The organism is Actinomyces viscosus (assembly GCF_900637975.1).
Taxonomy (GTDB): Bacteria; Actinomycetota; Actinomycetes; order Actinomycetales; family Actinomycetaceae; genus Actinomyces; species Actinomyces viscosus.
Genome location: NZ_LR134477.1, coordinates 2069089 through 2095148 on the forward strand (window position 1 = coordinate 2069089; position 26060 = coordinate 2095148).

Genomic DNA, 26060 nt, shown 5'->3' on the forward strand with positions numbered 1-26060 from the left:
AGCCGCCCCGCACACCCCAGAGGCCACCGCCCCACTCACCACCGAGCACCGTCCCGCACCGCAGGAAGGCAGTTCATGGGCCTCGCCGTTATGTACGCCTCGGGCGAAGCGCGGCCGAGCACCCCCGGCGCTCGGCACCCCACCCCCTTACCCCTTCCCCAGGGACCATCCGGGGCAGCGGCACCGACGCCTCTGGAGGGGCTTCGGGCGACTCTTGGGCAGCATCCGCGGGGTTGCTGTAGGTCTACCGAGGATGGACTGAGCACCCCCTGAGGGCTTCTTGGACTGCCTGTCCCATATGTGGGGTGTGCGTCACCACGATTCGCATCCGGTGTCCGAATGGTGTTCGTGCGCATTGACGTTGTACGGTTGGCCCACGACATATTTGACCAGGAAGAGCGCGCCCACGTGCGCGCCGTGACACGTTGGAGGGGGTCGAGCCTATGGGGCGCGGCCGTCAGAAGGCCAAGGCAACCAAGGTTGCCCGTAAGCTCAAGTACTTCAGCCCGGAGACCGACTACAAGGCTCTGGAGCGGGAGCTCGTCTCAGCATCCTCGGGATCTGAGCCTGATGACGAGATCGACTACGAGGAACTGGCCGCCAAGTATGCCGTCGACGATGATGACTGGGACGAGGGCGGCAAGTAGCCCCACCCCCAGTCGAGGAGGGCCGGAGGGACGCACCTACCGGCCCTTCCGCGCGCCTACCAGCGCGTGAGTCGAGGCCGTCAGGCAGCCATCCGTGTCACTCTCGGCGACTCTTCACTCCTGACTCGATCAACCTGCGTCGCATCGACCCAGGTCAGGGTCGTGCTGTCCTCGCGCAGGGCACCAGGGCCGGCCTCAGCGGGATTGAATAGTCGCCAAGCGTGACACTTAACGGCGCAAAGGCCCCGTCGGACACGTGTCCGACGGGGCCTCGCCGCAGCGGCCTCAGGCGGTCCGGTAGCCGCCGTGGATGTCGACGGCGCCGCCATCAACTCCCTTGGTGCCGGAGACGACGCGGTCCCGAGCCTCGTACGTGGCGGCCTCGTGCACGTCGCCGAGCACCCAGGCGGGAATATCGGACCCCTCGGCGACCCGCAGGACGGCGTCGACCGCGGCGGGGTCGACCACGGCCACCATCCCCACCCCGAGATTGAGGGTGCCCTCCAGGTCCTCCCACGGCACCGAGCCCAGCTCGCGCACGGTGGAGAAGACCGGCGGCACCGTCCAGGAGGCCCGGTCGACGTCGGCGATGAGCCCGGCCGGCAGGACGCGGGCGACGTTGGCGGCCAGTCCCCCGCCGGTGATGTGGGACAGGGCGTGGACCGGCCCCGGGGCCGCCGGCGAGGACAGGGTCTCCAGCATGGCCAGGCACACGCGCGCGTACAGGCGCGTGGGCTCGAGCAGCTCCTCGCCCAGGGTGCGTCCGAACTCGGGGACCTCGCGCTCCAGCCCCCAGCCGGCGTGCTCGACGACGCGGCGCACCAGCGAGTAGCCGTTGGAGTGCAGTCCGGAGGCGCCCAGGGCGACCAGGACGTCACCGGCTCGCACCTTCTCGGCGCCCAGCATGCGGTCAGCCTCAACAACGCCGGTGGCGGCGCCGGCGACGTCGTACTCATCGGGGGCCATGAGTCCGGGGTGCTCGGCGGTCTCCCCTCCCAGCAGCGGCGTGCCGACGGCGGCGCAGGCCTGGGCGACGCCGCGCACGATGTCCGCGATCCGCTCGGGGACGACGTGCCCGCAGGCGATGTAGTCGGTCATGAGCAGGGGGCGGGCCCCGACCACGACGATGTCGTCGACGACCATGCCCACCAGGTCCTGGCCGATCGTGTCGTGGATGTCGAGGGCCTGGGCGATGGCGACCTTGGTACCCACGCCGTCGGTGGAGGTGGCCAGCAGGGGGCGGCGGTAGTCGCGCAGCTCGGAGACGTCCACGAGCCCGGCGAAGCCCCCGACGCCGCCGACGACGGCCGGCGTCATGGTCGCGGCCACGGCGTCCTTCATGAGCGCGACGGCCCGGTCCCCGGCGGCGGTGTCGACGCCGGCGGCGGCGTAGGTGATTCCCGGGGCGGTCTGGTCGGGCTGCTGACTCATGTGGTGGCTCCTTGGGGGCTCGGGTCTCAAAGGCGGGTGGGTGACGGTTGGCAGGCGGTTGGCAGGCGGAGGCTGGCTGGTTCGCTGGCGAGGACGAAGACGGTCCGGCGGGCGACGACGGCTCGGCCGGCATGACCGGGCACGGCCGGCCGGGGCTCGGCCGACGCCGGGCCCGGGCTACGACGTCGTCGAGCCCAGGGGGCTGCCGGAGGCCAGGTCCGGTCGGGTGATGCTGCCCAGCGGCACGGTGCGCTCGGCGTCGTCGGACTGCTCGCCGCGGCGCCGCCCCCGGTAGGCGGCCGGCACGCGGCGCACCGGGATGGCGGCGGACTTCAGGCTGCGCACGGGCGGCGGGATCGGGTAGTCGCCGGTGAAGCAGGCCAGGCACAGGTCGTCGGCCTGCTGACCGCTGGCGGCCACCATGCCCTCCACGGACAGGAAGCCCAGGGAGTCGGCCCCGATGGACTCGCCGATCTCCTCCACGCTCATGCCGGTGGCGATGAGCTCGGCGCGGGTGGCGAAGTCGATGCCGTAGAAGCAGGGCCACATGACCGGCGGGGAGGAGATGCGCACGTGGACCTCGGCGGCGCCGGCCTCGCGCAGCATCCGCACCAGGGCCCGCTGGGTGTTGCCGCGCACGATGGAGTCGTCGACGACGACGAGGCGCTTGCCCTCGATGACCTCGCGCAGGGGGTTGAGCTTGAGGCGGATGCCGAGCTGGCGCAGGGTCTGGGTGGGCTGGATGAAGGTGCGCCCCACGTAGGCGTTCTTCACCAGGCCCTGCCCGTAGGGGATGCCGGAGGCCTGGGCGTAGCCGATGGCGGCCGGGGTGCCCGACTCGGGGGTGGCGATGACGAGGTCGGCCTCGACCGGGTGCTCGCGGGCCAGGGCGGCGCCCATCTCGTTGCGCGAGGCGATGACGCTGCGCCCGGCGATGCGAGTGTCGGGGCGGGCCAGGTAGACGTACTCGAAGACGCAGCCGGCGCGGCGGGCAGTGGCGAAGCGCGAGGAGCGCACGCCGTCCTCGTCGATCTCGATGAGCTCGCCGGGCTCGACCTCGCGCACGAAGGTGGCGCCGACGATGTCCAGGGCGGCGGTCTCGGAGGCCACGGCCCAGCCGTTGCCCAGGCGCCCGAGCACCAGGGGGCGCACCCCGTGGGGGTCGCGGGCGGCGTAGAGGGTGCGCTCGTCCATGAAGACCAGGGAGAAGGCGCCGCGCAGCATGGGCAGGACACGGCGGGCGGCCTGGGGCACGCTCAGGGGGGCCGGCGCGGAGTAGGCGGCGTCGAGCTCGGCGTCGTCGGTGATGCCGGAGGTGAGGATGTCGGCGGCCGAGTCCCAGCCCTCCAGGGCGCCGCGCTCGGAGATGAGGTTGAGCAGGGCGGCCAGGACCGCGGTGTCCGTGGAGGAGCCGCGGCCCAGCTCGCCACTGAGGTCCTCCCCGGAGGTGGCGTGCACGGCGTCCATGAGCTCACGGGTGTTGGTGAGGTTGCCGTTGTGCGCAAGGGCGAGGGTGGAGCCGGCGGCGGGACCGAGCATCGGCTGGGCGTTCTCCCAGGTGGTGGCGCCCTGGGTGGCGTAGCGGACGTGACCGACGGCCATGTGCCCGGTGAGGTTGGACAGGGCCTGGTCGTCGAAGACCTGGGAGACCAGGCCGAGGTCCTTGTAGACGAGGATCTGGGAGCCGTTGGAGGTGGCGATGCCGGCCGCCTCCTGGCCGCGGTGCTGGAGGGCGTACAGGCCGAAGTAGGTCAGGCGGGAGACCTCCTCGCCGGGGGCCCACACGCCGAAGACGCCGCACTCCTCGCGCGGCTCAGGCTCGAGCTCGTCGGAGTGGTCGTCGGGCAGGGCCGTCAGGCTGGGGGCGACCTCAGGTGACGCAGAGGGTGCAGAGGGCGTGGAGGCCGCAGGGGCCGCGGCCACAGGCGCCGAGGGGGCCATAGGGGCCGCGAGGTCGGCCGGGCCGGGCCGGCGGCTGGGCTCGAAGGAGCCCGCCCGGGGGGCGTGGCGGGCGTCGTCGGGGTGGTCAGAGGTGGTCTGCGTGGGATTCTCACCGGTGCGCACGGGCACAGTCTTTCATGGCCCGCGGTCCTCTGCCCATCGGCGGGGGCCGGAGCCGGCCCGCTGACCCGCCGTCGAGGGGTGGGATGCTGCGGTTTTGGAGGTTGTCGAAGTCAGGACCCACCGAAGTCTGAAGGTTCCCGGAGGGACTTTCCCTCCCTCCCCGGCCGGAGCGAGACGGGGCGGGACACTGGTTAGGCTTCGGGCATGACTTCCTCCGCGGCGAATGGCATGACGAATGGAACGACGACGGACAGCGCCGCAGGTGGAACAGCCTCGGCAGCCTCAGCAACTACGGCGGCCACAGCAGGCTCGGCGGCCTCGGCGGCCCCGACGGCTCACCGCATGCGGCTCATCTGCGTTGAGGAGCACGCGCTGAGCGCCCCTCTGGCCCGGGCGTCCGGGCCGGTGGCCGGGCGCAGCGCCCCGTACCTGGCCGGCTGGGGCAGCCGGGTCACCGACGGGCTGCACGCCGAGGGCGCCACGAGCCCACACGTCATTGCCAAGGACGTCTCGGCGCGCAAGCTCATGGACCTGGGTCAGGCGCGGTTGGCGGACATGGACGCCGCGGGGATCGACATGCAGGTACTGTCCATCGGCGGCTTCCCGCAGCTCGCCCCGCCCCGGGAGCAGAACGACCTGACACGCCAGGCCAACGACCTGCTGGCCGGCGCGGTCGCCGAGCACCCCGACCGCTTCGCCGCCCTGGCCGCGCTGCCCTGGCACGATCCCGACGCCGCGGCCGCCGAGCTGCGACGCGCGGTGACCGACCTGGGGATGCACGGCACGCTGCTCAACGGCCGCCCCGGCGAGACCTTCCTCGATGACTCCCGCTACGACGTCGTCCTGGCGGCCCTGGCCGAGCTCGGGGTGCCGATCTACCTGCACCCGGGACTGCTGGCGCCGGGTGCGGCCGAGGCCTACTACAGCGGTTTCGATGAGGAGATCGACGCGCGGCTCGCGATGTTCGGCTGGGGCTGGCACCACGAGGCCGGGGTCGGCGTCGTGCGACTCATCCTGTCCGGGGCCTTCGAGCGGCACCCGGGTCTGCAGGTGATCAGCGGCCACTGGGGCGAGATGGTGCCCTTCTTCCTGCGGCGGCTCGACGACGCCCTGCCCCGGGAGGCGACGGGCCTGGAGCGCACGATCCTGGAGACCTACCGCAGCCACGTGAGCGTCACCCCCAGCGGGATGCTCAACCCCGAGCAGCTGGCCTTCTGCGTCGCGCTGCTGGGGGCCGAGCGGATCCTGTTCTCCACCGACTACCCCTACCAGAGCCTGGACGGGGTGCGGGCCTATCTGGAGTCCGCCGACCTCACCGAGGCCCAGCGGGCGGCGATCGCCCACGGCAACGCCGAGCGCCTCCTGGGGCTCTAGGTGCCTGAGCTCGCGCCGCGTGGGTCTGTCGGCCCGCCCGCGTCCTTCCGGCAGCGCTAGCCGGCCCCCAGGAGGACGCCGACGACGATCATCGCCACGCCCAGCACTGATCGCCTGGTGAACGGCTCGCGCAGGAGCCACACTCCTGCGATGACACCGAAGACCACGTTGAGGCACCGGGAGGTGGCGACGACGGACGGGGGCCCGAGGCGCATGGCCAGAAGCACCAGCGCGTAGGTCGTCGGCACCAGGACCGCGATGGGGACGGCACGCGCCCAGCCTGCGGTCAGCGCGGCCGGCAGCTCGCGGCGACGTCGGACCAGCACGGCGGTGAGCAGCGCGAGCTGGGCCACGCTGGACAGCGCCATATAGGGGATGACCGAGACGTGCAGGTGCGCCACGGCGAAGGCGTCCCACAGGGTGTAGGCGGCAGTGCAGGAGGCGACGGCGCTGCCCGCCCAGAATCCCCGGGCGCGGGTCAGGTTGTGCCAGGTGGCGCCCGAGGCGAGGACGACGCCGACCATGACGGCGGGCAGCGCCACGACCTGCATCGCGCTCGGGGTCCCCGCCCACGGCGCCGCCGCCAGCGTCACGAGGACCGGCGCCAGCCCGCGTGAGACCGGGTAGACGACTGACATCTCCGCCGCCGAGTAGGCGCGCTGGAGCACCGCGGCGTAGGCGGTGTGCAGCGCCGTGCTGACGAGGGCCGCCCACCACGCGGAGCCGAGGCCAGTGGTCAGCGCCGCCACCCCCAGCACCCCCAGCCACAGCGGCGCGGCAATGGCGCTGTAGACCCACACGAAGGTCACGTCGGAGGTGCCGGACCGTTTGACCAGCACGTTCCACAGGGCGTGCAGCGCGGAACCAACCGCAACCAGGGCGAGGGAGGACCCGAAAACCATCATGTAGACGATGTCTACCAGTTGTAGACGCCGTCTACAACATGCAGGCTATGACCATGAGCGAGAAGACCGAGGACCGGCTGATCCGGGCAGGACGGCAGCTGCTTGATGAAAGCGGTATCGGCGCGGTGACGGTACGGGAGGTGGCCCGGCGCTGCGGCATCTCCCACGGCGCACCGAGACGCCACTTCCCCACCCTCGCGCTGCTTCTGGCCGCGATCGCCGAGGTCTGTCTCGGCGAGCTTCGCGAGCACGTCGCCGACGCCGGAGGGAGCCTCAAGGACACCGCGAGGGCTTACGTCTCCTACGCCGTCGAGCACCCGGACGCCTTCGACCTCATCACCCGCCACGACCTGCTGGCCGGCAGCGGCAGGAACCTGCGAGCCACGTCCCTGCCGCTCCTTGAGCAGTGGCGGGCCCGTTTCGCGCAAGACCACCCAGATGCGCCCGAGGCCGCCGCAACCGCCGCCTGGGCAGCCGTCCACGGCGTCGCCTCGCTCGCCTCGCGCGGCGCGCTGGACCTCGTCGAAGCCGAGCCCGAGGAGCTCCTGGATCAGCTCCTCCCACAGGACTGACGCGCCGAGCGCCTCAGGACTGGTCTCGCAGGAGCGTGAAGCGGATGCCGGTGGCGGGGTCGGCGGACAGCAGGCGGACCCGCACGGGCTCGCCGACCGGCAGGCGGCCGTCGTCGGAGGACCCCTTGCCGGCGCGGATCTCGGTGACGACGGCGGGCTCGGCCAGAACGAGCTCGCCGCGGCCGTCGCGCTCGGAGGTGATGACGCCGTCGAAGTCCTCACCCTCGTGGCCGCGCAGCACGAGGGCCTCCAGGGCGGTCAGGGCGCCTCGACCGATCGCCCGGGCGCGCTTGCCGGTCTGCTCCATGACGCTGGGCAGGTCGGGCAGGGCCTGGAGCACCCACTCGGGCACGGGCGCCCCGGCGCAGGCGGCGATGCAGACCTCCTCGCCGTAGCGGTCCACGAGGCGGCGCAGCGGCGCGGTGACGTGGGCGTAGCGGGCGGCGATCGCGGAGTGGACGGCCTCCTCGGTGTCGGAGGCCTCGTCGTCGGCCGGGACACCGACGCCGCCCGCACCGAAGGCGAGGTAGCCCGACCCGCGGAACAGGGACATGGCCTGGTCCATGAAGGCGGCGTGGGCGGGCACGGCATGATCCAGACCGCGCACGAGCTCGGGGTAGGGCCGGGCGGCCGGCCAGTCGATGCCGAGCGCCGCGGCGACGCGCCGCAGGCGGGCGTAGTCCTCGGGGCGCGCCGGCGGCAGGGTGCGCAGGATGCCGACGCCGCACTCGACCATGATCCGGGCGGCGCACATGCCGGTGAGCAGGGAGATCTGGGCGTTGTACTGCTCGGCGGGCACGGGCACGCGGTAGGCGAGCCGGTAGCCGCCCGGGCTCGTAGCCCCGGCGGCCCCCTCGGGGCCGGCCGCTTCAGCCGCCCCGGAGGGGTCCGCCTCGGCCGGCTCCGGCGCTCCGGCTGACTCCGGCGCTCCCGTCACCTCGATGACCTGCTCGGGCGTGGTCATGCTGATGCCGCCGCGCGCGGCCTCACGCTCCAGGCGCAGGCGGCCGATCTGGGCCAGGAGCTCGGGAAGGTCGGCGGGGGCGGCCGGTGGCAGGGAGCCCTCCCCGTCGATGGCCGCCTGGACCTGGTCGTAGGTCAGGCGGGCCCGCGAGCGCACGAGGGCGCGCTCCACGCGGGCGGAGACGACCTCGCCGCGGGCATCGAGGTCGATGGTCCACAGGCAGGCCGGGCGGTCCACGTCCTCCAGGAGGGAGGCGGCGCCGTGGGAGAGGACCTCGGGGTGCAGGGGCGTGGCGGTATCGGGGGCGTAGATGGTCTCGCCGCGGCGGCGCAGCTCGGCGTCCAGGGCGCCACCTGGGGTGACGAAGGTGGCCAGCGAGGCGATGGCGTAGTGGACGCGGTAGGCGGGCGCCGGGTTGGACGAGGCAGATGCTTGGGCGGGCGTCGCCCCGGCCTTGTCGCCCTGCACCGGCAGGCGTTCCAGGAGTACCGCCTGGTCGAGGTCCATGGACCCGGGCGGGTCGATGGTGACCAGGTCGAGGTCGCGGGCGTCTCGGGCGCCTTCGGCCAGGAGCCGGGCAGGGCCGTCCTGGGCCCAGGCGGTGGCGGCGGCCTCGGCCTCAGCCAGGGCCTCGGGCGGGAAGGCGGTGGGCACCTCGTACTGCGCGCGCAGCTCGTCCAGGGCGCGGGTGACCTCGGCAGGCGGGGCGGTGTAGGTGCTCAGGCGCGTGCGACTCATGGGACGAACCTACCGGCGCCGGCCACTGGCACCGAGATCAACAGGCGGTTACGGGGTCGGACCGCCGCCCCAATGTGTCACTGGTGGCGACTTTTCGGGCCGGACGTGCGCGGCGGGGCACCAACCGGAACGTGTCTGCGCTGGTCAGAGCCTCGTGACCTGAGGCGCCACGCACAATGCCGCACTGAAAAGTCTCCATGGGTGACACTCTTGCCCCTTACGGAGCCCTAGACGTTGCGACTCAGGGGCGGCGGGGATCTGAGCCGGGCGAGGCACGTACCTCGTCGCGGTCGAGGGGTAAGTCGCGCGGTCGAGGGGTAGAGGGTACGACCGCGCGACCTACCCTACGAACACGCGGACGTCTCATAGGGCCGTCATGCGGCGGCAGGGTCTTGGCAGTGGCAGCGACGCCTACCGGCGCAGGCCGGCGCGAAGCTCTCAGAATCTGACCAGGGGCAGGTAGGCGGACAGGTCGCATCGCTCGCCGGATGCCTGCAGGGCACCACTGGCCAGGGCGTCCTGCCAGGTCAGTCGGCCGGTGGCCAGGGCCAGCCACGTGGAGGCGTCGGTCTCGACGACACTGGGCGGGGTCCCCCGGCGGTGGACAGTCCCGGCGACGGCCTGGGTGACGCCGAAGGGTGGGACCCGCACCTCGACCGAGCGTCCGGGAGCGCAGGCGGCGAGCTCCTCAAGGGTGTAGCGCACAGCGGTGGCGGTGATGCGGCGCCGGGCGGCCCGGTCGGCGGGGCTCACGGAACCGGCGTCCCCGCCGGCACCGGCCGTGCTCGCGGCACCGTCACCCGGGGCCTCCTGGGTCTCGTCATGCTCCTGGGCCCACTGGCGCAGGGCCTGGGCGCCCACCGCGGGGTCGATGCGTCGTCTGGCAGCCATGGCGCGAAGCCTACCCAGTCGCACCCAGAGGCCCACTCCACGAGGCTCGGGCCGTACTGGCCAGGGGCTGACCGCACTGCACGAACCCCCGAACCCCGTGGAGTACACCCACCTCCTGGCCAGTGGCACCCCAGGCCCGTGCAGTACCGACCTCCCCCTCGCAACGACGAGGACGGCCCGGCCTCCAGGGGCCGGGCCGTCCTCGTGACAGCGGTCGGGAACCGGATCAGGCGGCAGCAGCAGGCTGCGCCTCGGCGCTGCCCGTACTGCCCTGACCCTCCTTGCTGCGCCCCAGCCCCTTGAGCAGGATGACCAGCGCGGTGCTCACCACCGTCCCGGCCAGGATCGCCAGGAGGAACCCGCCGAAGTTGGTGATGGCGAAGGCGACGAACACACCGCCGTGGGGCGCGCGCGAGCCGACGTGCATGGCCATGGTCATGGCCCCGGTGACCGCACCACCGGCCATGGTGGCCGGGATGACGCGCAGCGGGTCGGCGGCGGCGAAGGGGATGGCGCCCTCGGAGATGAAGGACAGCCCCAGCAGCCAGGCGCTGCGCCCGTTCTCAATCTCAGCCTTGGTGAACAGCCGCGAGCGCAGGAAGGTGGCGGCCGACATTGCCAGCGGCGGCACCATACCGGCGGCCATGACGGTGGCCATGATCTCGTAGGGCGCAGTGTTCTGGGCACTGGCGGCGGACAGCCCCGCGGTACCAAAGAGGTAGGCGGCCTTGTTGACCGGCCCGCCCAGGTCGAAGCACATCATGAGGCCGAGGATGATGCCCAGGAACACCGCGGAGCCGCCTTCGGACATGGAGGTCAGCCCGTTCTGCAGCGCGGTCATGAGGGAGGCCAGCGGCAGCCCGAGAACCATGTACATGATGGCGCCGACCACCAGCGTGGTGCCCAGCGGGATGATGACCACGGGCATGAGCCCGCGCAGCCAGGCCGGCACGTTGAGCCCGGCCAGCCAGGCGGCGAAGTAGCCGGCGAGGATACCGCCTACCAGACCGCCGATGAACCCGGCCCCGACCTCGACGGCGACAACGCCCATGACGAATCCGGGCGCGATGCCGGGCCGCCCGGCCAGGCCGAAGGAGATGTAGCCGGCAAGGGCCGGGACGAGGAAGGACATGGCCGCCTGCCCCAGCAGGAACAGCGTCCACCCGATGTACAGCAGCAGGCCGGACTGGGATACGGTGATCGTCTCGGTGCCGACGACGTCGCCCGCCGAGTTCGTGATCTGGTGGACGAACTCGTTGCCGGGAAGGTTCCACAGGGAGTAGTCGCTGATGGAGATCTTCTCGTAGAGGTTGGCGACGTCGTACCCGGCCAGCAGAAAGCCCAGGGCGATGAGCAGACCGCCGGCGGCCACGAAGGGGATCATGTAGGACACGCCGGTCATGACGGAGCGCTGGAGGCGCCGCGCCCAGTGCTCGTCGCCCTCCTCGCTGTCCTCGGCGGACTCGCTGCCGGCCGGCACGCGGGCCGCGCTCGGGTCGTCGGCCGCGGCCAGGGCCTTGTCTACCAGGGACCCGGCGTCGTTGACGGCGGCCTTGACGCCGACGTCGATGACGGGCTTCCCGGCGAAGCGCTCGCGTCCCTTGACGGGCAGGTCGTGGGCGAAGATGACGGCGGTGGCACGCTCGATGAGGTCGGGGTCGAGGGCGTCGATCTTGCCCGAGCCCTGCCCCTCGATGGCCACGGTGATGCCGCGGTCCTTGCCGGCCTGCTCCAGGGCCTCGGCGGCCATGAAGGTGTGCGCGATGCCGGTGGGGCACGAGGAGACGCCCACGATGACGGTCTCGCCCGCCGCTGGGGCCGACGCCGCCGCAGCGGCCGCGGGCTCAGCGGTCTTGGAGCCCCCAGCGTCCTGCGCGGCCTCGCTCTCCTCGGCGTCTCCCGCGCCGTCGAGCAGCTCGGGCTGGACCTGTCCGGTGACGATCCGGGCGACCTCCTCGGCGTCGGCGGCCTGGCGCAGCGCGTCGGTGAACTCGGACTGCATGAGGCCGCGGGCGAGCTTGGCCAGGAGCTGGAGGTGGAAGTCGTCGGCGCCGTCGGGGGCCGCGATCATGAAGACGAGGTCGGCGGCCTGCCCGTCGGCGGCCCCGAAGTCGACCGGCTCGGCCAGCCGGGCGAAGCCGAGGCTGGGGGCCAGGACGTGGGCGCTGCGGCAGTGCGGGATCGCGATGCCGCCGGGGATCCCGGTGGGGGCGGTCGACTCGCGCTTCTTGGCGTCGGCGGCCAGGCCGTCGGGGCTGGAGGCCCTGCCGGCGCCGGCCACGGTGGCGGCCAGGAACTCGATGACGTCTTCCTTGCCCGGGCCGGCGTCGGCGTCGAGCGCGACCAGCTCGGGGATGATCAGTGGGGTGTTCTCGGTCATGGTCTTCCTTGGTGTCCGAGGTGCTGCCGCCCGGCGGGCGGCGGGTGCGTGTCACAGGTGGTCGAGGCGGTCAGGTGCGGTTGGTGGTCGGTTGGCGATCAGAGGCGAACGGTGTAGCGGATGGTCGGGTTGGTCGGAGGTCCCGGCGGCGGCCGACGACGGCCGGCGGCGTCAGCCCTCCTGGGCCTGGGCGCCGCCGCGGCCGGCTCACTCCAGGCGGGTGACGACGGCCGGCTGCTCGGGCAGGTCGGCGGGCGTGGGCAGGGTGGTTCCGGGCAGGGAGGCGGCGGCCGAGCCGTAGGCCATGGCGGTGCTCAGGCGCTCGGCCTCGTCGCCTCCGTTGACGTCGGCCAGGATGTACCCGGCCACGGAGGAGTCCCCGGCGCCGACGGTGGAGACCACCGGGACCTCGGGGGCGGTGGCGTGCCAGGCGCCGTCGGCGGTCACCAGGACGGCGCCGGCGGGCCCGAGCGTCACCATGACGGCGCCGATGCCCAGTCCCACCAGGAGGCGGGCGGCGTCGACGACGGGGCCGTAGCTCCCCTCCATCGCGCCCTCCTCAAGGGCCATGGCGCGCTCGGTGGGCAGTCCGGCGAGCTGGCCGAGCTCCTCTCCGTTGGGCTTGATGAGGTCGGGGGCGGAGTCGGGCAGCTCGGCGGCCAGGGCGGCCAGGGGCTCGTCGGAGGTGTCGACGGCGATGCGCAGCCCCGGGGCGGCCTCGCGCAGGAGCCGGACCAGGCGGGCGTACCAGTTGGCCGGCACGCCCGGCGGCAGGGAGCCGGACAGGACCGCCCAGTGGTGGGGGGCGGCGCCGGCCGGCAGCGGCGTGGTCGCCAGGGTCTCCAGGAGGGCGTGCTCGACGGCGTCGATCTCCGGCTCGCTCAGGCCAGCCCCCAGCTCGTTGAGCTTGGTGGTGGTGCCGTCGGGCTCGGTGACCGCGGTGTTGATGCGGGCGGCGCCGGCCACGGGCACCGGGTGGACGGTGAGCCCGGGCAGCTCGAGGGCCCCCAGGGCCGCGAGGATGGGGTCGTGCTCGGCGGCGGGCAGGACGGTGGTGGCGGCGCGCCCGGAGTTGGACAGGACGCGGGCGACGTTGACGCCCTTGCCGCCGGGCTCCATGACGACGCCGGTCAGGCGCTGGACGGCGCCGCGCTGGAGGGGGGCGGGCAGGGAGACGGTGCGGTCGAGGGACGGGTTGGGCGTGAGGGTCAGGATCATGCGACGAGGACCTCGGTTTCGGTGGTGGCGAGCTGTTCGGTCAGGGCAGGCGGGAGCTCGACGTCGGTGACCAGGAGGTCGACGTCGGTCAGGGAGGCGAAGGAGACCAGGTGCTCCTGGCCGATCTTGGTGGAGTCGACCAGGGCCACCACCTGGCGGGCGCTGCGCACCATGGCGCGTTTGACGGTGGCCTCGTCGGGGTCGGGCGTGGACAGCCCGTGGGCGGCGCTGACGCCGTTGGCGCCCAGGAGGGCGACGTCGACGCGCAGGGTGGACAGGGTCTCGACGGCCTCGGGGCCGACGGCGGCCTGGGTGAGTCCGCGCAGCTGGCCGCCCAGGATCCGCACCCGGGTGTGCCCGGCGGCGGCCAGGGAGGCGGCGGTCAGGACGGAGTCGGTGATGATGGTCAGCTCCCACTCGGCGGGCAGGAGGCGAGCCGCGGCCCCGGCGGTGGTGCCGGCGTCGACCAGGAGGGTGGTGCCGGGCTCCAGGTTCAGCCGCTCCAGGGCAGCCCGGGCGATGGCCTGCTTGGCGGAGGTGTTGACCTGCTCGCGCTGGGTCACCCCGGTCTCGGGCAGGGCGGGGGCGGGGATGGCGCCGCCGTGGACCTTGCGCAGGGCGCCGTTGCGGTCCAGGGCGGTCAGGTCGCGGCGGATCGTCTCGGGGGTGACGTCGAAGTGCTCGGCGAGCTCGGTGACCAGGACGCGCCCGGCGCCGCGCACCTGCTCCACGATCTGGCGGTGCCTGTCCTCGATGCGCATGCTCACCCCTGACGTCGGTGTCGTTGACCGGAAACGCCTGTTCGGGCGTTATAACAGCCTTAGATGTCTGAACGGGCACGAGTGTATGTCCGTTCAGACAGTCACGTCTACCCCTGAGTGACTCACAATACATTTGATTGGTTGTCCTGAAAACGGTTTGCCGCCCGACCACGCACGGTGGTCGGGCGGCAGGGTCGTGTCCGCAACGGGCTGCCTTCGAGCCGTGACGGCCGGTCGCGCCGACCCGCAGCGCTCTGACCGGCACGGACCCGACGGCCACGTCACGGCGGCTCCGTCACAGCGGTGCGCTCTGGAGGCTCTCGCACCGAGGGCGCCGTCCTGCGGCGAGCGCCATCAGGCCCGACGACGGCGCAGGATCAGGTAGGCGCCCGCAGCGAGCAGGGCGAGGGCGAGCGCCCCCGCGCCCAGCGAGGCACCGGTGCGGGCCAGGGGGCCGTCACTGGCCGGCCCGGCCGCCCGAGCGGGTTCCTGCGTCGCACGCGCCCCCGCCCCGGCGGGTGCGCCGGTGGGACCGGCAGGCACCGCCGGCGCGCTCGCTGCCGCGGACGGCTCCACACCGCCGCCGGCCTGCGAGCCGGGCGTGACGCTGTCCGAGCCCCCGGTGTCGCCGGACTCGTCCACGGCGCCACCCGAGTCGTCCGCAGCAGTGTCGGAGCCGTCTCCGGCACCGCTTGAGCTCTTGGCCCTGACCTCGACTGAGAAGCTGTTGAGCACGTTGCCCTCGGAGTCGAGGGTCTCGACGGCGACCCAGCGGCAGGTGGTGGCTTGCACCGTGCGGCAGGCGCGGGTGGGGGCGCCATCTGGGACCGTGAGGTAGAAGCTTGCCTTGCCGGTGGTCGGACCGGTGGGGTCGACGGTGAGGTCGAGGTCCTCGTTGAGAATCTCCGTGCCCCCGGAGCTCGCGCGCACGCGCCGGGCGCCGGCGGCCTGCTCGGAGGCGTTGGTGTAGGCCAGGGAGTCCATGGACACGTCGACCCAGTCGGGATGGGCATGGCCTCCTGAGCTGATGTACACGGGCTGCACCGTCATTCCGACCTGCCGCTTGGAGTAGCCGGCCTTGACGGGCTGGTCGCCGAAGGAGGCCAGGTAGGCGGAGGTGACGTCCCGGTCGAGGATGCCGGTATTGGTCGACGGCTTGTCCTTGAGGACCGTGTACCCGTCGCCGCCGGCCAGGAGGAAGGAGTTCGAGGCAACGACGACCGTGTCCTCATCGGCCAGCGGCACGCCGTCGACGAGGATCTCGCGGATCGCGGGGGCGGAGCCGTCTCGACGACTGGCCTCGGTGAGGACGTCGACGTTGCTGGACAGCCCCAGGGTGAGGACGGGCCGGCTGGAGCCGGGCTGCCACTGCTGGGACAGGAGGGCCTTCAGCTCCGCGCCGGTCAGGGTGGTGTAGGCCATCTCGTTGCCGAAGGGCTGGACGGTGTAGGCCTCCCCGGAGGTCAGGACGCCGTCACCCTCGGTGCCGGAGGCGGCGTAGAGGAGGTCGGCGCGCACGCCGCCGGCGTTCATGATGCCGATGTACCTGGTGGAGCCGGCGGGCTGGATGTCGGTGGCGAGCCAGCTGCGGAAGGACTCGGCGATGAGGTCGGAGGCGGTGGACTCGGTGCCGCGGTTGGAGCCGGGGCCGGTGCCGTCCGAGCCGCGCAGGAAGTCCGATCCGATCCGGGCCAGCGGCTTGCCGCCCTCGGTGGCGGAGTCCTTCTCCGCCTGGGCGACGATCCCGGCGACGCCGTAGGCGTCAGTGGTGCAGCTGGAGGTGCGCAGGTCCTCGTTGTCGGCGCTGACCACCGTGGTCTTGCCGGTGGCCGGATCGTAGCTCAGGCGGATGCGTCCGAGCGCCCAGCCGTAGTGGTCGGCCTGGACGACGGCGATCTGGTTGCCCTCGGCCCCGGTGACGGTCTGGGCGAAGGGCACGTGGGTGTGCCCGGAGAAGACGGCGTCGACGCTCCCGCCGAAGCTCGTGGCGGTGGTGGCGGCGTCCTCGTGACTGAGCACAACGACGACGTCGGCCTCGCCGTTGGCGGGGTCCCCGTCCTTGAGCTCGGCCGCCCGGGCGTTGGCGGCGGCGACGGCGGGGCTCAGGGTGAGGGTGGACAGGGCCGAGGGCGACACGAGGGTGGGCAGCTCGTCGGTGACGGCGCCGACGAAGCCGACGCGTACGCCGCCGACCTCCTTGATGTAGGCGCCCCGCCCGTTGCCCTCGGCGGTCAGGGGCGCCGAGCCGGAGACGTTGGTGGCCAGGATCGGGAAGTCGGAGGCGGGCAGGATGCGGTCCTCGAGGTCGCTCAGGCCCTGGTCGAGCTCGTGGTTGCCCAGGGCGGAGGCGTCCAGCTTCATGGCGTTGAGCGTCTCGATGGTGGGGCGGTCCCGGAGGATGGAGGAGACGTAGGCCGAGCCGCCCACGGAGTCGCCGGCGGAGACGAACAGGGTGTTGGGATTGGCGGCGCGGGCGGCGGAGACCTCGCAGGCCAGGGTGACGGCGCCGGGGTCCTCGACGGATGTCTGGCCGGTGTCGCGGTCGGTCTGGGTGGTTCGGGAGATGTGGCCGTGCAGGTCGGTGATGCCCAGCAGGTCGATGGTGGTGGCGCCGGCGGCGGGAGCCGCAGGGGCCACAGGGGCTACAGCCGGCGGGGCCGGTTCCTCGGCTCCGGCCGCCGGGGCGAGGGCGAGGGGGCCGAGGGCGGCCAGGGCGATCGCCACCAGGGCGGATCCGGCCCGCCTGGCGCGCGTGGAGAGCAGTCGCATGTCGTTCCTTCGTGGTTCTCTGTCAGGCGCGGGGATGGGGATCGGGGCGGTCATGCCGGGTCTGCGGTGGGGAGGGAAGGTGCGCAGTCGGATGAGCCCACCCATTTATACCCTGTTTTTCACGGATCCGGCTGGTTCCCCGGACGATGGCTGCGCCCGCCACCCCGAGCGGGGCGGCGGGCGCGGTCATGGGCTTCTCTGACTTCTCCCGCCTGGGAGTCAGTCAGCCTGCCGTCTGCGTCGCAGGATGAGGTAGCCGCCGGCGACGAGGGTCAGGGCGATGACGCCGGCACTCAGTGACACCCCGGTGCTGGCCAGGGGCCAGCCGCCCGATCCGCCGACCGGCTTGCCATCGGCCCCGCCGCGGGCCTCGGGTGCGCCGGCACCTCCCCTGCTTGTGGCGGGAGGCAGGCCGCCGACGCCGACGGGCGCCGTGGGACTGGCAGCAGGCCCGCCTGCAGACTCGGTCGCCTGGTTCCCGCTCGGGGCCGCGCTGGAGCCGTTGCCGGGCGTCGGCGTCGGGGAGGCGGTCGCCTGGCCGTCCCCGGGGGCCTCACCCTCCGGTTGCCGGGAGGCGGTCCCGTCGGACGGGGTGGAGCTCGCCCCCGGTGCCGGACTGGCCGACGGCGTCGCGGACGGATCCGGCTGCGGGCCGGGCGTGGTCGACGGCGTCGCCTCGGGCTGCTCGGTGGACTGCGCAGTGGCCGGTACCTCGACGTAGAAGCTGTTGAGAACCGTGCCGACGCCGTCGACGGACTCCACGGTGACGGAGCGACAGCTCGGCGCCTCCACGCTGCGGCAGGCTCCGGTGGGTGCGTCGGCGGGGATGGCGAGGTCGAAGTCGGCCTTGCCCGTGGTGGGACCGGAGGAGTCCACGGTCAGGTCGATGCTCTGGCTGAAGAACTCCTTGTCCCCGGACACGGCGCGCACCCGGCGGGCGCCCCGGGCCTGCTCGGTGGGGTGGGTGTAGGCCAGGGAGTCCATGCTCACCGAGACCGTGTCCGTGCTTCCCACCTTGGGTGTCACGCTCATGCCCACCTGCCGCTTGACGTAGCTCGGTCTGAGCAGCTGGTGGTTGAAGGAGGCCAGGTAGCGGGTTGTGGCGTCGCGTCCGAGCGAGCCGACGTTCACGGTCCGGCTCTCGCTGGGAAGCGTGAAGCCCGCGCCGCCGGTGAGCAGCTCGGTGGTGGAGGCCACCACGACCGTGTCCGTGTCGGCGAGCACCTGACCGTCGACACGGATCTCGCGGACCGTGGGGGCGGCACCGTCCTCGGTCTGGGAGACGGGGTTCATGATGACGTCGACGTTGGCCGACAGTCCCAGCTGGACGACCGGCGGCTCGGCGCCGGGGCGCCACTGCTGGGCGATGAGGGCCTTGAGCTCGGCGCCGCTCATGGGGACGTAGCCCATCTCCTTATCGTCGGGGGAGACATTGCGGATCTCGTCGACCGTGAAGACGCCGTCGACCTCATCGGCAGGCACCTCTCCGTGATAGTTCCCGGTGCTCCTGTACCGGAAATCGGCTTTGAGGTCGTCGGCCCGAACGACCCCCACGTAGTGAGCGGAGGCCGCCGGCTCACCGGCGGGGGCGATATCCGCGACCCAGTACCGGTAGGACTCGGCCACCAGATCGGCGGCCGTGGACTCGGTGCCCGAATGAGCCCCCGGAGTCACGCCGTCCGAGCCGCGCAGGTAGTCGGCCCCGATCCACGCGACCTGCCGAGCGGCCCCCAGATCCATCATCTTGTTGTAGAGCTTGCCGGAGAAGATATCGACGGACTCAAAAGGGCTTTCATAGCAGTAGTTCTCCCGCAGGTCCCGGTTCTCCATACTGACGATGGAGACCTGTTGGGTATCCCGGTCGTAGTTGAGGTGAACCATGCCGAGCATCAGACCGTAGTGGTCGGGCTGGATGACGGCGATCCGGTTGCCGTCGACCCCCATCACGGTCTGTGCGTAGGGGACGTGGCTGCGCCCGGCGAAGACGGCGTCGACGTTCCTGGAGAAGCGTGTCGCGGTGGAGGCCGCGTCCTCGTGGCTGAGCACGACAACGACGTCAGCCTCACCATTGGCCGGATCCCCGTCCTTGAGCTCGGCCGCCCGGGCGTTGGCCGTGTCCACGGCCGGAGCGACGGTCAGCTGCTCGCGCGTGGAGGAGGAGACCAGAGCCGGCAGGTCATCGGTCACCACACCGATGAAGCCCACACGAACCCCGTCAACCTCCTTGATATAGACCCCACGCCCGCTCCCCTCGGCGTCCAGGGCATCCGAGCCCGAGACGTTCGCCGCCAGAACGGGGAAGTTCGCATATGGAAGGACACGTCCCTCCAGGTCACCGAGGCCATGATCGAGCTCATGGACGCCCATCGCCGAAGCGGTCAGAAGAGTCCTGTTGAGGACAGTCAGTGTCCCCTCATCGTCGGTGACCGAGGAGCCGTAGTAGGACGCGCCGATATTGTCCCCCGAGGAGACGAACAGGGTGTTGGGATTGGCGGTGTGCACCTTGCCGACATTGCATGCCAGGGTCACCGCGCCGGGCAGGTCGAGATGAGGGTAATTCGACTCTCCGGTCTCCGGGTCCTTCTGAAAAACCGTCTCGATATACCCGTGCAGGTCGGAGATGCCGACGAGGTCGATGTCGACGCCTCCGTCCGGGGACTGTGTGGGAAGAGCGGCCGCGGAGATTCCGGCACCCGGGGTGCTAAGCATGCCGGCGGGGGCGGCGAGGGAGTAAGGGCTGAGTGCGGCGAGGGCCAGGGCACCGAATGCGGCGCAGACTCGTCCGCGCCGTCGCGATATGAGTCTCATGATGTTCCTTAGTCAGTACGAAAAGCGTGTGGGATGGCGTTCAGACAGTGGAGGTAATGGCGGCGGGCCACCGCCACCGGGGCCCTTCATCCCTCTCGCCGTCTGCGGCGCAGGATGAGGTAGCCGCCGGCGGTCAGAGCCAGGGCGATGACGCCGGCGCTCAGCGAGGCACCGGTGCGGGCCAGGGGCCAGCCACCCGAGCCGCCGACCGGCTTGCCATCGGCCCCGCCACGGGCATCGGGAGCGCCGGCGCCTCCCCCGCTCGTCGTCGGGGGCAGACCGCCGACGCCGACAGGGGCCTCGGGATGTGCAGGAACGCCGCCTGCGGGTGCTGCGGACGCGGACTCACCCGCACCCCCGCCTCCGGAGCCGTCACCCGCCGGCTGCCGGGAGTCCCCTCCCCCGGGCGCCGGCGCGCTCGGAGCCGCGGACGACCCTGTCGACGCGGTGGCTCCGGCGGATGGGGACGCACTCGCCTGCGGCGCGGGGGCGCCCGTTGTGGAGGGGGCCGGCTGCGGGCTGGGGGTGGCCGACGGCGTCGCGGTGGGCTGTGCGGTCGACTGCGCAGTGGACTGCGCGATGGCCGGCACCTCGACGTAGAAGCTGTTGAGGACCGTGCCGGAGGCGTCCACCGACTCCAGCGCCACCCAGCGGCAGCTCTCCTCGGCGATGGCCCGGCAGGTCGCCGTCGGCGCGTCGGTGGGGATGGTGAGGTCGAAGCTCGCCTTCCCCGTGGTGGGGCCGGTGCGGTCCACGGTCAGGTCGACGCCTTGGCTGAAGAACTCCTTGCCCCCGGACAGGGCGCGGACCCTCTGCGCACCGAGGCCCCGTTCGGAGGCGTTGGTGTAGGCCAGGGAGTCCATCGTGACCGTCACCGTGCCGGCCTGGTCGGGCTTCGGCGTCGCACTCATGCCCACCTGGCGCTTGGAGTATGCGGGCATCACCGGCTCATCCCCGAGGGAGCGCAGGTAGGAGATGAAGACGTGGTGCTGGAGCGAGCCGACGTCGACGATGACCTTCTCGTCGGGGACGGTGAAGTCGACGCCGTCGTAGAGCAGCTCGTGGGTCGAGGCCACGACTACCGTGTCCGAGTCGGCCAGGACCCGGCCGTCGACCCGGAGCTCACGGATCGCGGGAACGGTCCCGCTCTCGGCCGTCGCCCCGGGGTCCACGATGACGTCCACGTTGGAGGACAGTCCCAGGTTGAGGACGGACGGGCCCGCCTGGGGCCGCCACTGCTGGGCCACCAGCGCCTTGAGCTCGGCTCCGGTCAGGGTGGTGTAGGCCAGCTCCTTGTTGTCGGGCTGGACGGCGAGCGCCTCACCGTAGGAGACGAGGCCGTCCTGGTCCGGCCGTTTGAGGTCCTCGTAGCTGCCGGACTCGAGGTAGGTGAGGTCGTCCTTGATGTCATTGGCCTTGACCAGGCCGACGTAGTGGTCGGCACCGGGAGGTTTGATGTCGGCCACCCAGCTTCGGTAGGACTCGGCGACCAGATCGGCGATCGGGGACTCCGCGCCCGCGTTCGTGTCCGGGACGCTTCCGTCCGAGCCCCGCAGGAAGTCGGCTCCGATATGCGCCAGCGGCTGCTTCGCGACGGCATCGATAGTGCCCCAGTTCCCCCCGGTGACGTCCCCCAGCCCCGGAGTTCCTTGGAGGCAGTCATAGCTGTCGATCGGTGTGGTACTCGCGTAGTAGGCCGATGTCTCCCCGGTCGCCCGATTGAACTCGAGAAGCATGTCGCCGAAGCTCCGACCGTAGCGTCCGGGCTGGACGACGGGAATGGTGTTTCCCTCGAACCCGGTGACGGGCTGCCCGTACTCCCGTCCACTGCGGCCACCGACGACGGCGTCGACGTTCCTGGAGAAGCGTGTCGCGGTGGAGGCCGCGTCCTCGTGGCTGAGCACGACAACGACGTCGGCCTCACCATTGGCCGGATCCCCGTCCTTGAGCTCGGCCGCCCGGGCGTTGGCCGTGTCCACGGCCGGGGCAACGGTGAGCTGCTCGCGCGTGGAGGAGGAGACCAGAGCCGGCAGGTCATCGGTCACCACACCGATGAAGCCCACACGAACCCCGTCAACCTCCTTGATATAGACCCCACGCCCGCTCCCCTCGGCGTCCAGGGCATCCGAGCCCGAGACGTTCGCCGCCAGAACGGGGAAGTCGACGGTGGGAAGGATGCGTTCCTCGAGGTCCTTCAGCCCGCCTTCGAGGTCGTGGACCCCCAGGGCGGAGACGTCCAGCCCCATGACATTGAGCCCACGCATGACGGGAAGGTCCTGCACGAAGGAGGACGTATAGGGCGAGGCCCCGATATTGCCCCCGGTGGAGACGAACAGCGTGTTGGGGAAGTTCTCGCGGATCCCGTTGACGGCGCAGTCGATTCGGTCCAGTCCGGGATCCCTGGGGCCGTCGTAGTCACCGGTGTCAGGGTTGTACCCGGTAGTCGCATAGTAGTGGCCGTGGAGGTCGGCGATACTCACCAGCTTGATACGCACCGTATCGCCGGGATCCTCAGGCTCCTCTGCCTCCTCCGCCTCCTCGGGACTATCGGGAGGCTTCTCGACGGCGGCGGCCGGTGCCGCTAGGGACGTCGCCGGAACGGCAACCATGGGACCACCCATGGGACTCAGTGCAGTCACGACCAGGGCGCTCAACGCAGCGCAGACTCGCGCTCCCCGAGCTGGAAATATTCTCATGTCAATCCTCGTGGGACGTAGGGATGGAGATCGGGATCACGTGAGGAAGGGAACATCTCCACGATACGCCCCTCCCAGATATTTTGCAGTGTTTTTTACGATCCCATCCAGTCAGTAGATTGTCCGGTTGTTACGCCACCCCATCACGCAACAGCGACGGCGTCCGCCACCTCCTCAGGGAGGCGACGGACGCCGTCGCTGCGGGCGCAGGCCCGGATCAGCTGGTGTCAGCCGAGCATCAGACGATGCCGTGGGCGATCATGACGTCGGCAACGCGGGTGAAACCGGCCGCGTTGGCACCGAGCACGTAGTCACCGGGGCGGCCGTACTCGTCGGCCGCTGCGACGCAGGAGTCGTGGATGTCGGCCATGATGTCGGTCAGCTTGGCCTCGGCGGTGGCGAAGTCCCAGCGGGTGCGGCCGGCGTTCTGCTCCATCTCAAGGGCGGAGGTGGCCACACCACCGGCGTTGGCGGCCTTACCGGGGCCGAACAGGATGCCGGCCTTCTGGAAGGCCTCGACGGCCTCGGGGGTGGAGGGCATGTTGGCGCCCTCGGAGACCACGCCGCAGCCGTTTCGCAGCAGGGTGGCCGCGGCGTCGCCGTCGAGCTCGTTCTGGGTGGCACAGGGCAGGGCGACGTCGCCGGGGACGTCCCACACGGAGCCGCCGGTCACGAGGCGGGCGCCGGGGCGGCGCTCGACGTAGTCGGCCACGCGGCCGCGCTCGACCTCCTTGACCTGCTTGAGCAGATCGAGGTCCACACCGGCCTCGTCGACGACGTAGCCGGAGGAGTCAGAGAAGGTGATCGGGGTGGCGCCGAGCTGCTGGGCCTTCTCGATGGCGTAGATCGCCACGTTGCCGGCACCGGAGACGATGACCTTCTTACCCTCCAGGGACTCGCCCTTGGTGGAGAGCATGGACTGGGCGAAGAGCACGGCACCGTAGCCGGTGGCCTCGGTGCGCACGAGGGAGCCGCCCCAGGCCAGGCCCTTACCGGTGAGGACGCCGGCGTCGTAGGAGTTACGGATGCGCTTGTACTGGCCGAACAGGTAGCCGATCTCGCGGCCGCCCACGCCGATGTCGCCGGCGGGGACGTCGGTGGACGGGCCGATGTGGCGCTGGAGCTCGGTCATGAAGGACTGGCAGAAGCGCATGACCTCGGCGTCGGAGCGGCCGTGCGGGTCGAAGTCGGAGCCACCCTTGCCGCCGCCGATTCCCTGGGCGGTCAGGGCGTTCTTGAAGATCTGCTCAAAACCGAGGAACTTGATGATGCCGGCGTTGACCGAGGGGTGGAAGCGCAGGCCGCCCTTGTAGGGGCCCAGCGCGGAGTTGAACTCGATGCGGAAGCCGCGGTTGACGTGGACCTGGCCGGCGTCGTCGACCCACGGGATCCGGAACATGATCTGACGCTCGGGCTCGACGATGCGCTCCAGGAGGGCGCCCTCCGCGTAGTGGGGGTGCTTGGCGATGACGGGATCGAGTGACTCCAGCACCTCGTGGACGGCCTGGTGGAACTCGACCTCTCCACGGTTGCGAGCCACAACCTGCTCGTAGACCTTTTCAACAACGTCCTGCATGGGGGACTCCTTCGCCTAGCGGAATAAGCTCAGCACCTGGCTGGTCGCCGCGGCGCCGCGAAAAGACTTCCACCGAGACGTTCACTGAGACGAAACATCTCGCGATCCGGCGGAAACATAGCCGTCGCAAAGGCCGCATCAGGGCCGCATATCGGACCGTTAAGCAGCCGAGGTCACATTTCTCGGATGATCGGGGCATGTGCAGTGAACAGTATCCGGACAGCTCAGACGGCTCTGATGGCTCGGTTGGCTCTGACAGGCCGGTCGGCTCGGTCGGCTCGGTCGGGTCAGACGGGCGGGTGGCGTCGGGCGCTTCCGGCGGGGACGCCCGCGACGCGGCCCGCTACACCCACGGCCACGGCGCGGCGGTCCTGAGCGCGCACTCGCGTCGCGGCGCCGCGGACTCGGCCGCCTACCTGCTCCCCCACCTGCGCGCCGGCATGGACCTGCTCGACGTCGGCTGCGGGCCGGCGACCATCACCGCGGACCTGGCCGAGCGCGTCGCTCCCGGCCGGGTCGTCGGCCTGGACGCCGCGCCGGGTGCGCTGGAGGCCGCCCGGGCGACGTTGGCCGAGCGGGGCCTGACCGGGCAGGTGGAGCTGACCGGCGGGGACGTCACGGCCCTGCCCTTCGACGACGAGGCCTTCGACGTCGTCCACGCCCACCAGGTCCTCCAGCACCTCGGCGACCCGGTACGGGCCCTGGCCGAGATGCGGCGGGTGACCCGCCCCGGCGGGGTCGTGGCCGTGCGCGACGCCGTCTACTCCGCCATGACCTGGTTCCCGCATCCCGAGGGCATGGAGCTGTGGCGCTCGGTGTACATGGCCACTGCCCGGGCCAACGGGGGCGAGCCCGACGCCGGGAGCAGGCTGCTGGCCTGGGCCCGTCAGGCGGGCTTCACGGAGGTGAGAGCCTCGGCCTCCACCTGGTGCTACGCCACGCCGGCCGACCGCGCCTGGCAGTCGGAGACCTGGGCGCAGCGGAGCCTGACCTCCTTCGGGCCGCGCGCCGTCGAGCTGGGGCTGGCCAGCAGCAACGACCTGGAGACGATGGCCGGGGCCTGGCGCCAGTGGGGTCGGAGCGAGGACGCCTGGTTCGTCGTCGTGCACGGCGAGGTCATCGCCCGCCCCTGAAGCAAGGGGCGGGAGGCGGGTCCTCGGTCCCGGTCGGTTGTGCACGTCCCCGCAGTCGCCGGTGAGGAGTGGACCGCATCAGGCCGCAGGATGCATACAACTCGGGCCCGCTCCTCTAGGCTCGCCTCAATGCCCGAACACGCTCCCACCTCCCGTTCCTCCGTGATGGACCTGATGGCCCTGCGCTCCGTCACCGAGCTGCCCGTCGTCCGACGTCACGTCCTGGACCCCGAGGTTCTGCGGGCGGTGGCGGTCGTCGACCGGGTCGGGGACCTGACGCGCTTCAACGTCGCCGAGGTGCCCGAGCTCGCCCACGTCTCCGTCCCCGAGGAGCTCCTGGCCCCCGACGAGCACGGCTGGGCGCTGGGGCACGCGCTGTCGCTGGCCGTCGAGCACGGGCAGCGCCTGTGGCTGAGCGAGGTGAGCCCGACGCAGCTGGGGCGGCTGCGGGCGGTCCTGGGCGAGCACCTCGTCCACATCGCCTCCCTGGACGCACCCGAGGGCTCCGGGGCCCCTGAGGCCGGCGGCGCCACCGAGGACGATGCCGTCGTTGTCGCCGTGAGCCCGCGCCGGCTGCTGGATGAGTGGGCCACCGGGACGCCCGCGCAGATCAGCTACCTGCGCACGGTTCTGGAGGGCACCGACCCGCTGCGCGTCTCGCGGCACACCCTGGCCGCCCTGCGCGAGGCGGAGGTGGACCTGGTACCCCGCGCCGGCATCGTCCGGCTCCTGCACAACCCCCGGTTCCTGGCCTACGCGACGGTGTTCATCTACTCCTCGCTGCGGGCGCTGCCGGCCGTCTACGCCCCCGGCTTCCGCGGCAACCCCTGGGTGCTGTGGACCATCGACATCGTCACCGCGGTGCCCTACACGTGGGGCATCATCGCGATGGTCGCGGGCCGACGGCGCCGCGTCCGCTTCGCTGGGTTCCTCGTCACCCTCATCACCTTCGTGGCGCCCTACGTGTACTTCTTCCTGGCCGGCGACCACGGCCACGGCCACGGCTACCCCGGTTGGGTCATCATGGTGGTTATCGGGCTGGTGCTGGCCACCTTCCTGCTCGAGGGCGGGCGCTGGCTGCGGGACGTGGCCGTCGCCCGGGGCCTGCGCGCCCCACGCGCCGGCTGAGCAGG

Annotated in this window: 17 protein-coding genes; 5 read left to right on the forward strand and 12 right to left on the reverse strand. The window is 71.8% G+C overall.

Annotated elements, in window-relative coordinates; translation table 11 throughout:
* Positions 1 to 443: 443 nt before the first annotated feature.
* Positions 444 to 647, forward strand: coding sequence for a DUF3073 domain-containing protein (locus EL340_RS08835; RefSeq protein ID WP_003781441.1), 204 nt, complete (start codon positions 444 to 446; stop codon positions 645 to 647).
* 285 nt (positions 648 to 932) lie between these two features.
* On the opposite strand, the gene purM is transcribed toward EL340_RS08835, so the two are convergent.
* Positions 933 to 2078 (reverse strand): phosphoribosylformylglycinamidine cyclo-ligase, encoded by a 1146-nt coding sequence (gene purM, locus EL340_RS08840; protein ID WP_126414285.1) that lies wholly within the window; start codon positions 2076 to 2078, stop codon positions 933 to 935.
* Between the two features lie 177 nt (positions 2079 to 2255).
* On the reverse strand, positions 2256 to 4142 hold the full coding sequence (purF, locus tag EL340_RS08845; RefSeq protein WP_126414286.1) for an amidophosphoribosyltransferase: 1887 nt from the start codon (positions 4140 to 4142) through the stop codon (positions 2256 to 2258).
* A 204-nt stretch (positions 4143 to 4346) separates the two neighbouring features.
* Here purF and EL340_RS08850 point away from each other — a divergent pair, with 204 nt between their 5' ends.
* Complete coding sequence (locus EL340_RS08850) at positions 4347 to 5516, forward strand: amidohydrolase family protein (RefSeq protein ID WP_197722290.1); 1170 nt, start codon at positions 4347 to 4349, stop codon at positions 5514 to 5516.
* Positions 5517 to 5572: 56 nt separating this feature from the next.
* On the opposite strand, the gene EL340_RS08855 is transcribed toward EL340_RS08850, so the two are convergent.
* Positions 5573 to 6418, reverse strand: coding sequence for an EamA family transporter (locus tag EL340_RS08855; RefSeq protein ID WP_232022961.1), 846 nt, complete (start codon positions 6416 to 6418; stop codon positions 5573 to 5575).
* Between the two features lie 56 nt (positions 6419 to 6474).
* Here EL340_RS08855 and EL340_RS08860 point away from each other — a divergent pair, with 56 nt between their 5' ends.
* A complete protein-coding gene (locus tag EL340_RS08860) occupies positions 6475 to 6993 on the forward strand; it encodes a TetR/AcrR family transcriptional regulator (protein WP_126414288.1) in 519 nt (172 codons plus the stop codon).
* A gap of 13 nt (positions 6994 to 7006) precedes the next feature.
* Here the strand turns inward: EL340_RS08860 and EL340_RS08865 are convergent, their stop codons facing one another.
* The 9 genes from EL340_RS08865 to gdhA form a co-directional block, all read right to left on the reverse strand.
* On the reverse strand, positions 7007 to 8695 hold the full coding sequence (locus EL340_RS08865) for an RNB domain-containing ribonuclease (RefSeq protein WP_126414289.1): 1689 nt from the start codon (positions 8693 to 8695) through the stop codon (positions 7007 to 7009).
* A 438-nt stretch (positions 8696 to 9133) separates the two neighbouring features.
* Positions 9134 to 9586, reverse strand: coding sequence for a sterol carrier family protein (locus EL340_RS08870; protein WP_126414290.1), 453 nt, complete (start codon positions 9584 to 9586; stop codon positions 9134 to 9136).
* A gap of 226 nt (positions 9587 to 9812) precedes the next feature.
* Positions 9813 to 11966 carry a PTS fructose transporter subunit IIABC gene (locus EL340_RS08875; RefSeq protein WP_126414291.1) on the reverse strand — a complete coding sequence of 718 codons (2154 nt, stop codon included), beginning with the start codon at positions 11964 to 11966 and terminating at the stop codon, positions 9813 to 9815.
* 207 nt (positions 11967 to 12173) lie between these two features.
* The gene (locus EL340_RS08880) at positions 12174 to 13184 is read right to left on the reverse strand and encodes a 1-phosphofructokinase family hexose kinase (RefSeq protein WP_126414292.1); all 1011 of its coding nucleotides are present in this window, start codon (positions 13182 to 13184) and stop codon (positions 12174 to 12176) included.
* Positions 13181 to 13945 carry a DeoR/GlpR family DNA-binding transcription regulator gene (locus EL340_RS08885; RefSeq protein WP_126414293.1) on the reverse strand — a complete coding sequence of 255 codons (765 nt, stop codon included), beginning with the start codon at positions 13943 to 13945 and terminating at the stop codon, positions 13181 to 13183. Before EL340_RS08885 ends, EL340_RS08880 begins: the two co-directional genes overlap by 4 nt.
* A 354-nt stretch (positions 13946 to 14299) precedes the next feature.
* Positions 14300 to 16714 (reverse strand): bifunctional metallophosphatase/5'-nucleotidase, encoded by a 2415-nt coding sequence (locus tag EL340_RS08890; protein ID WP_126414294.1) that lies wholly within the window; start codon positions 16712 to 16714, stop codon positions 14300 to 14302.
* A 219-nt stretch (positions 16715 to 16933) separates the two neighbouring features.
* On the reverse strand, positions 16934 to 19522 hold the full coding sequence (locus tag EL340_RS08895; RefSeq protein ID WP_164719365.1) for a bifunctional metallophosphatase/5'-nucleotidase: 2589 nt from the start codon (positions 19520 to 19522) through the stop codon (positions 16934 to 16936).
* An 86-nt stretch (positions 19523 to 19608) separates the two neighbouring features.
* Entirely contained in the window at positions 19609 to 22131 is a 2523-nt protein-coding gene (locus EL340_RS08900; protein ID WP_232022962.1) for a 5'-nucleotidase C-terminal domain-containing protein, read from the reverse strand.
* A gap of 325 nt (positions 22132 to 22456) precedes the next feature.
* Positions 22457 to 23794: an NADP-specific glutamate dehydrogenase gene (gdhA, locus tag EL340_RS08905; protein ID WP_126414296.1), complete on the reverse strand. Its 1338-nt coding sequence runs from the start codon at positions 23792 to 23794 to the stop codon at positions 22457 to 22459.
* 299 nt (positions 23795 to 24093) lie between these two features.
* On the opposite strand from gdhA, the gene EL340_RS08910 reads away from it, so the two are divergent.
* Both EL340_RS08910 and EL340_RS08915 read left to right on the forward strand, forming a co-directional pair.
* Positions 24094 to 24927, forward strand: a complete 834-nt coding sequence (locus tag EL340_RS08910) for a class I SAM-dependent methyltransferase (protein WP_126414297.1) — start codon at positions 24094 to 24096, stop codon at positions 24925 to 24927.
* Positions 24928 to 25056: 129 nt separating this feature from the next.
* A complete protein-coding gene (locus EL340_RS08915) occupies positions 25057 to 26055 on the forward strand; it encodes a hypothetical protein (protein WP_126414298.1) in 999 nt (332 codons plus the stop codon).
* Positions 26056 to 26060 lie beyond the last annotated feature (5 nt).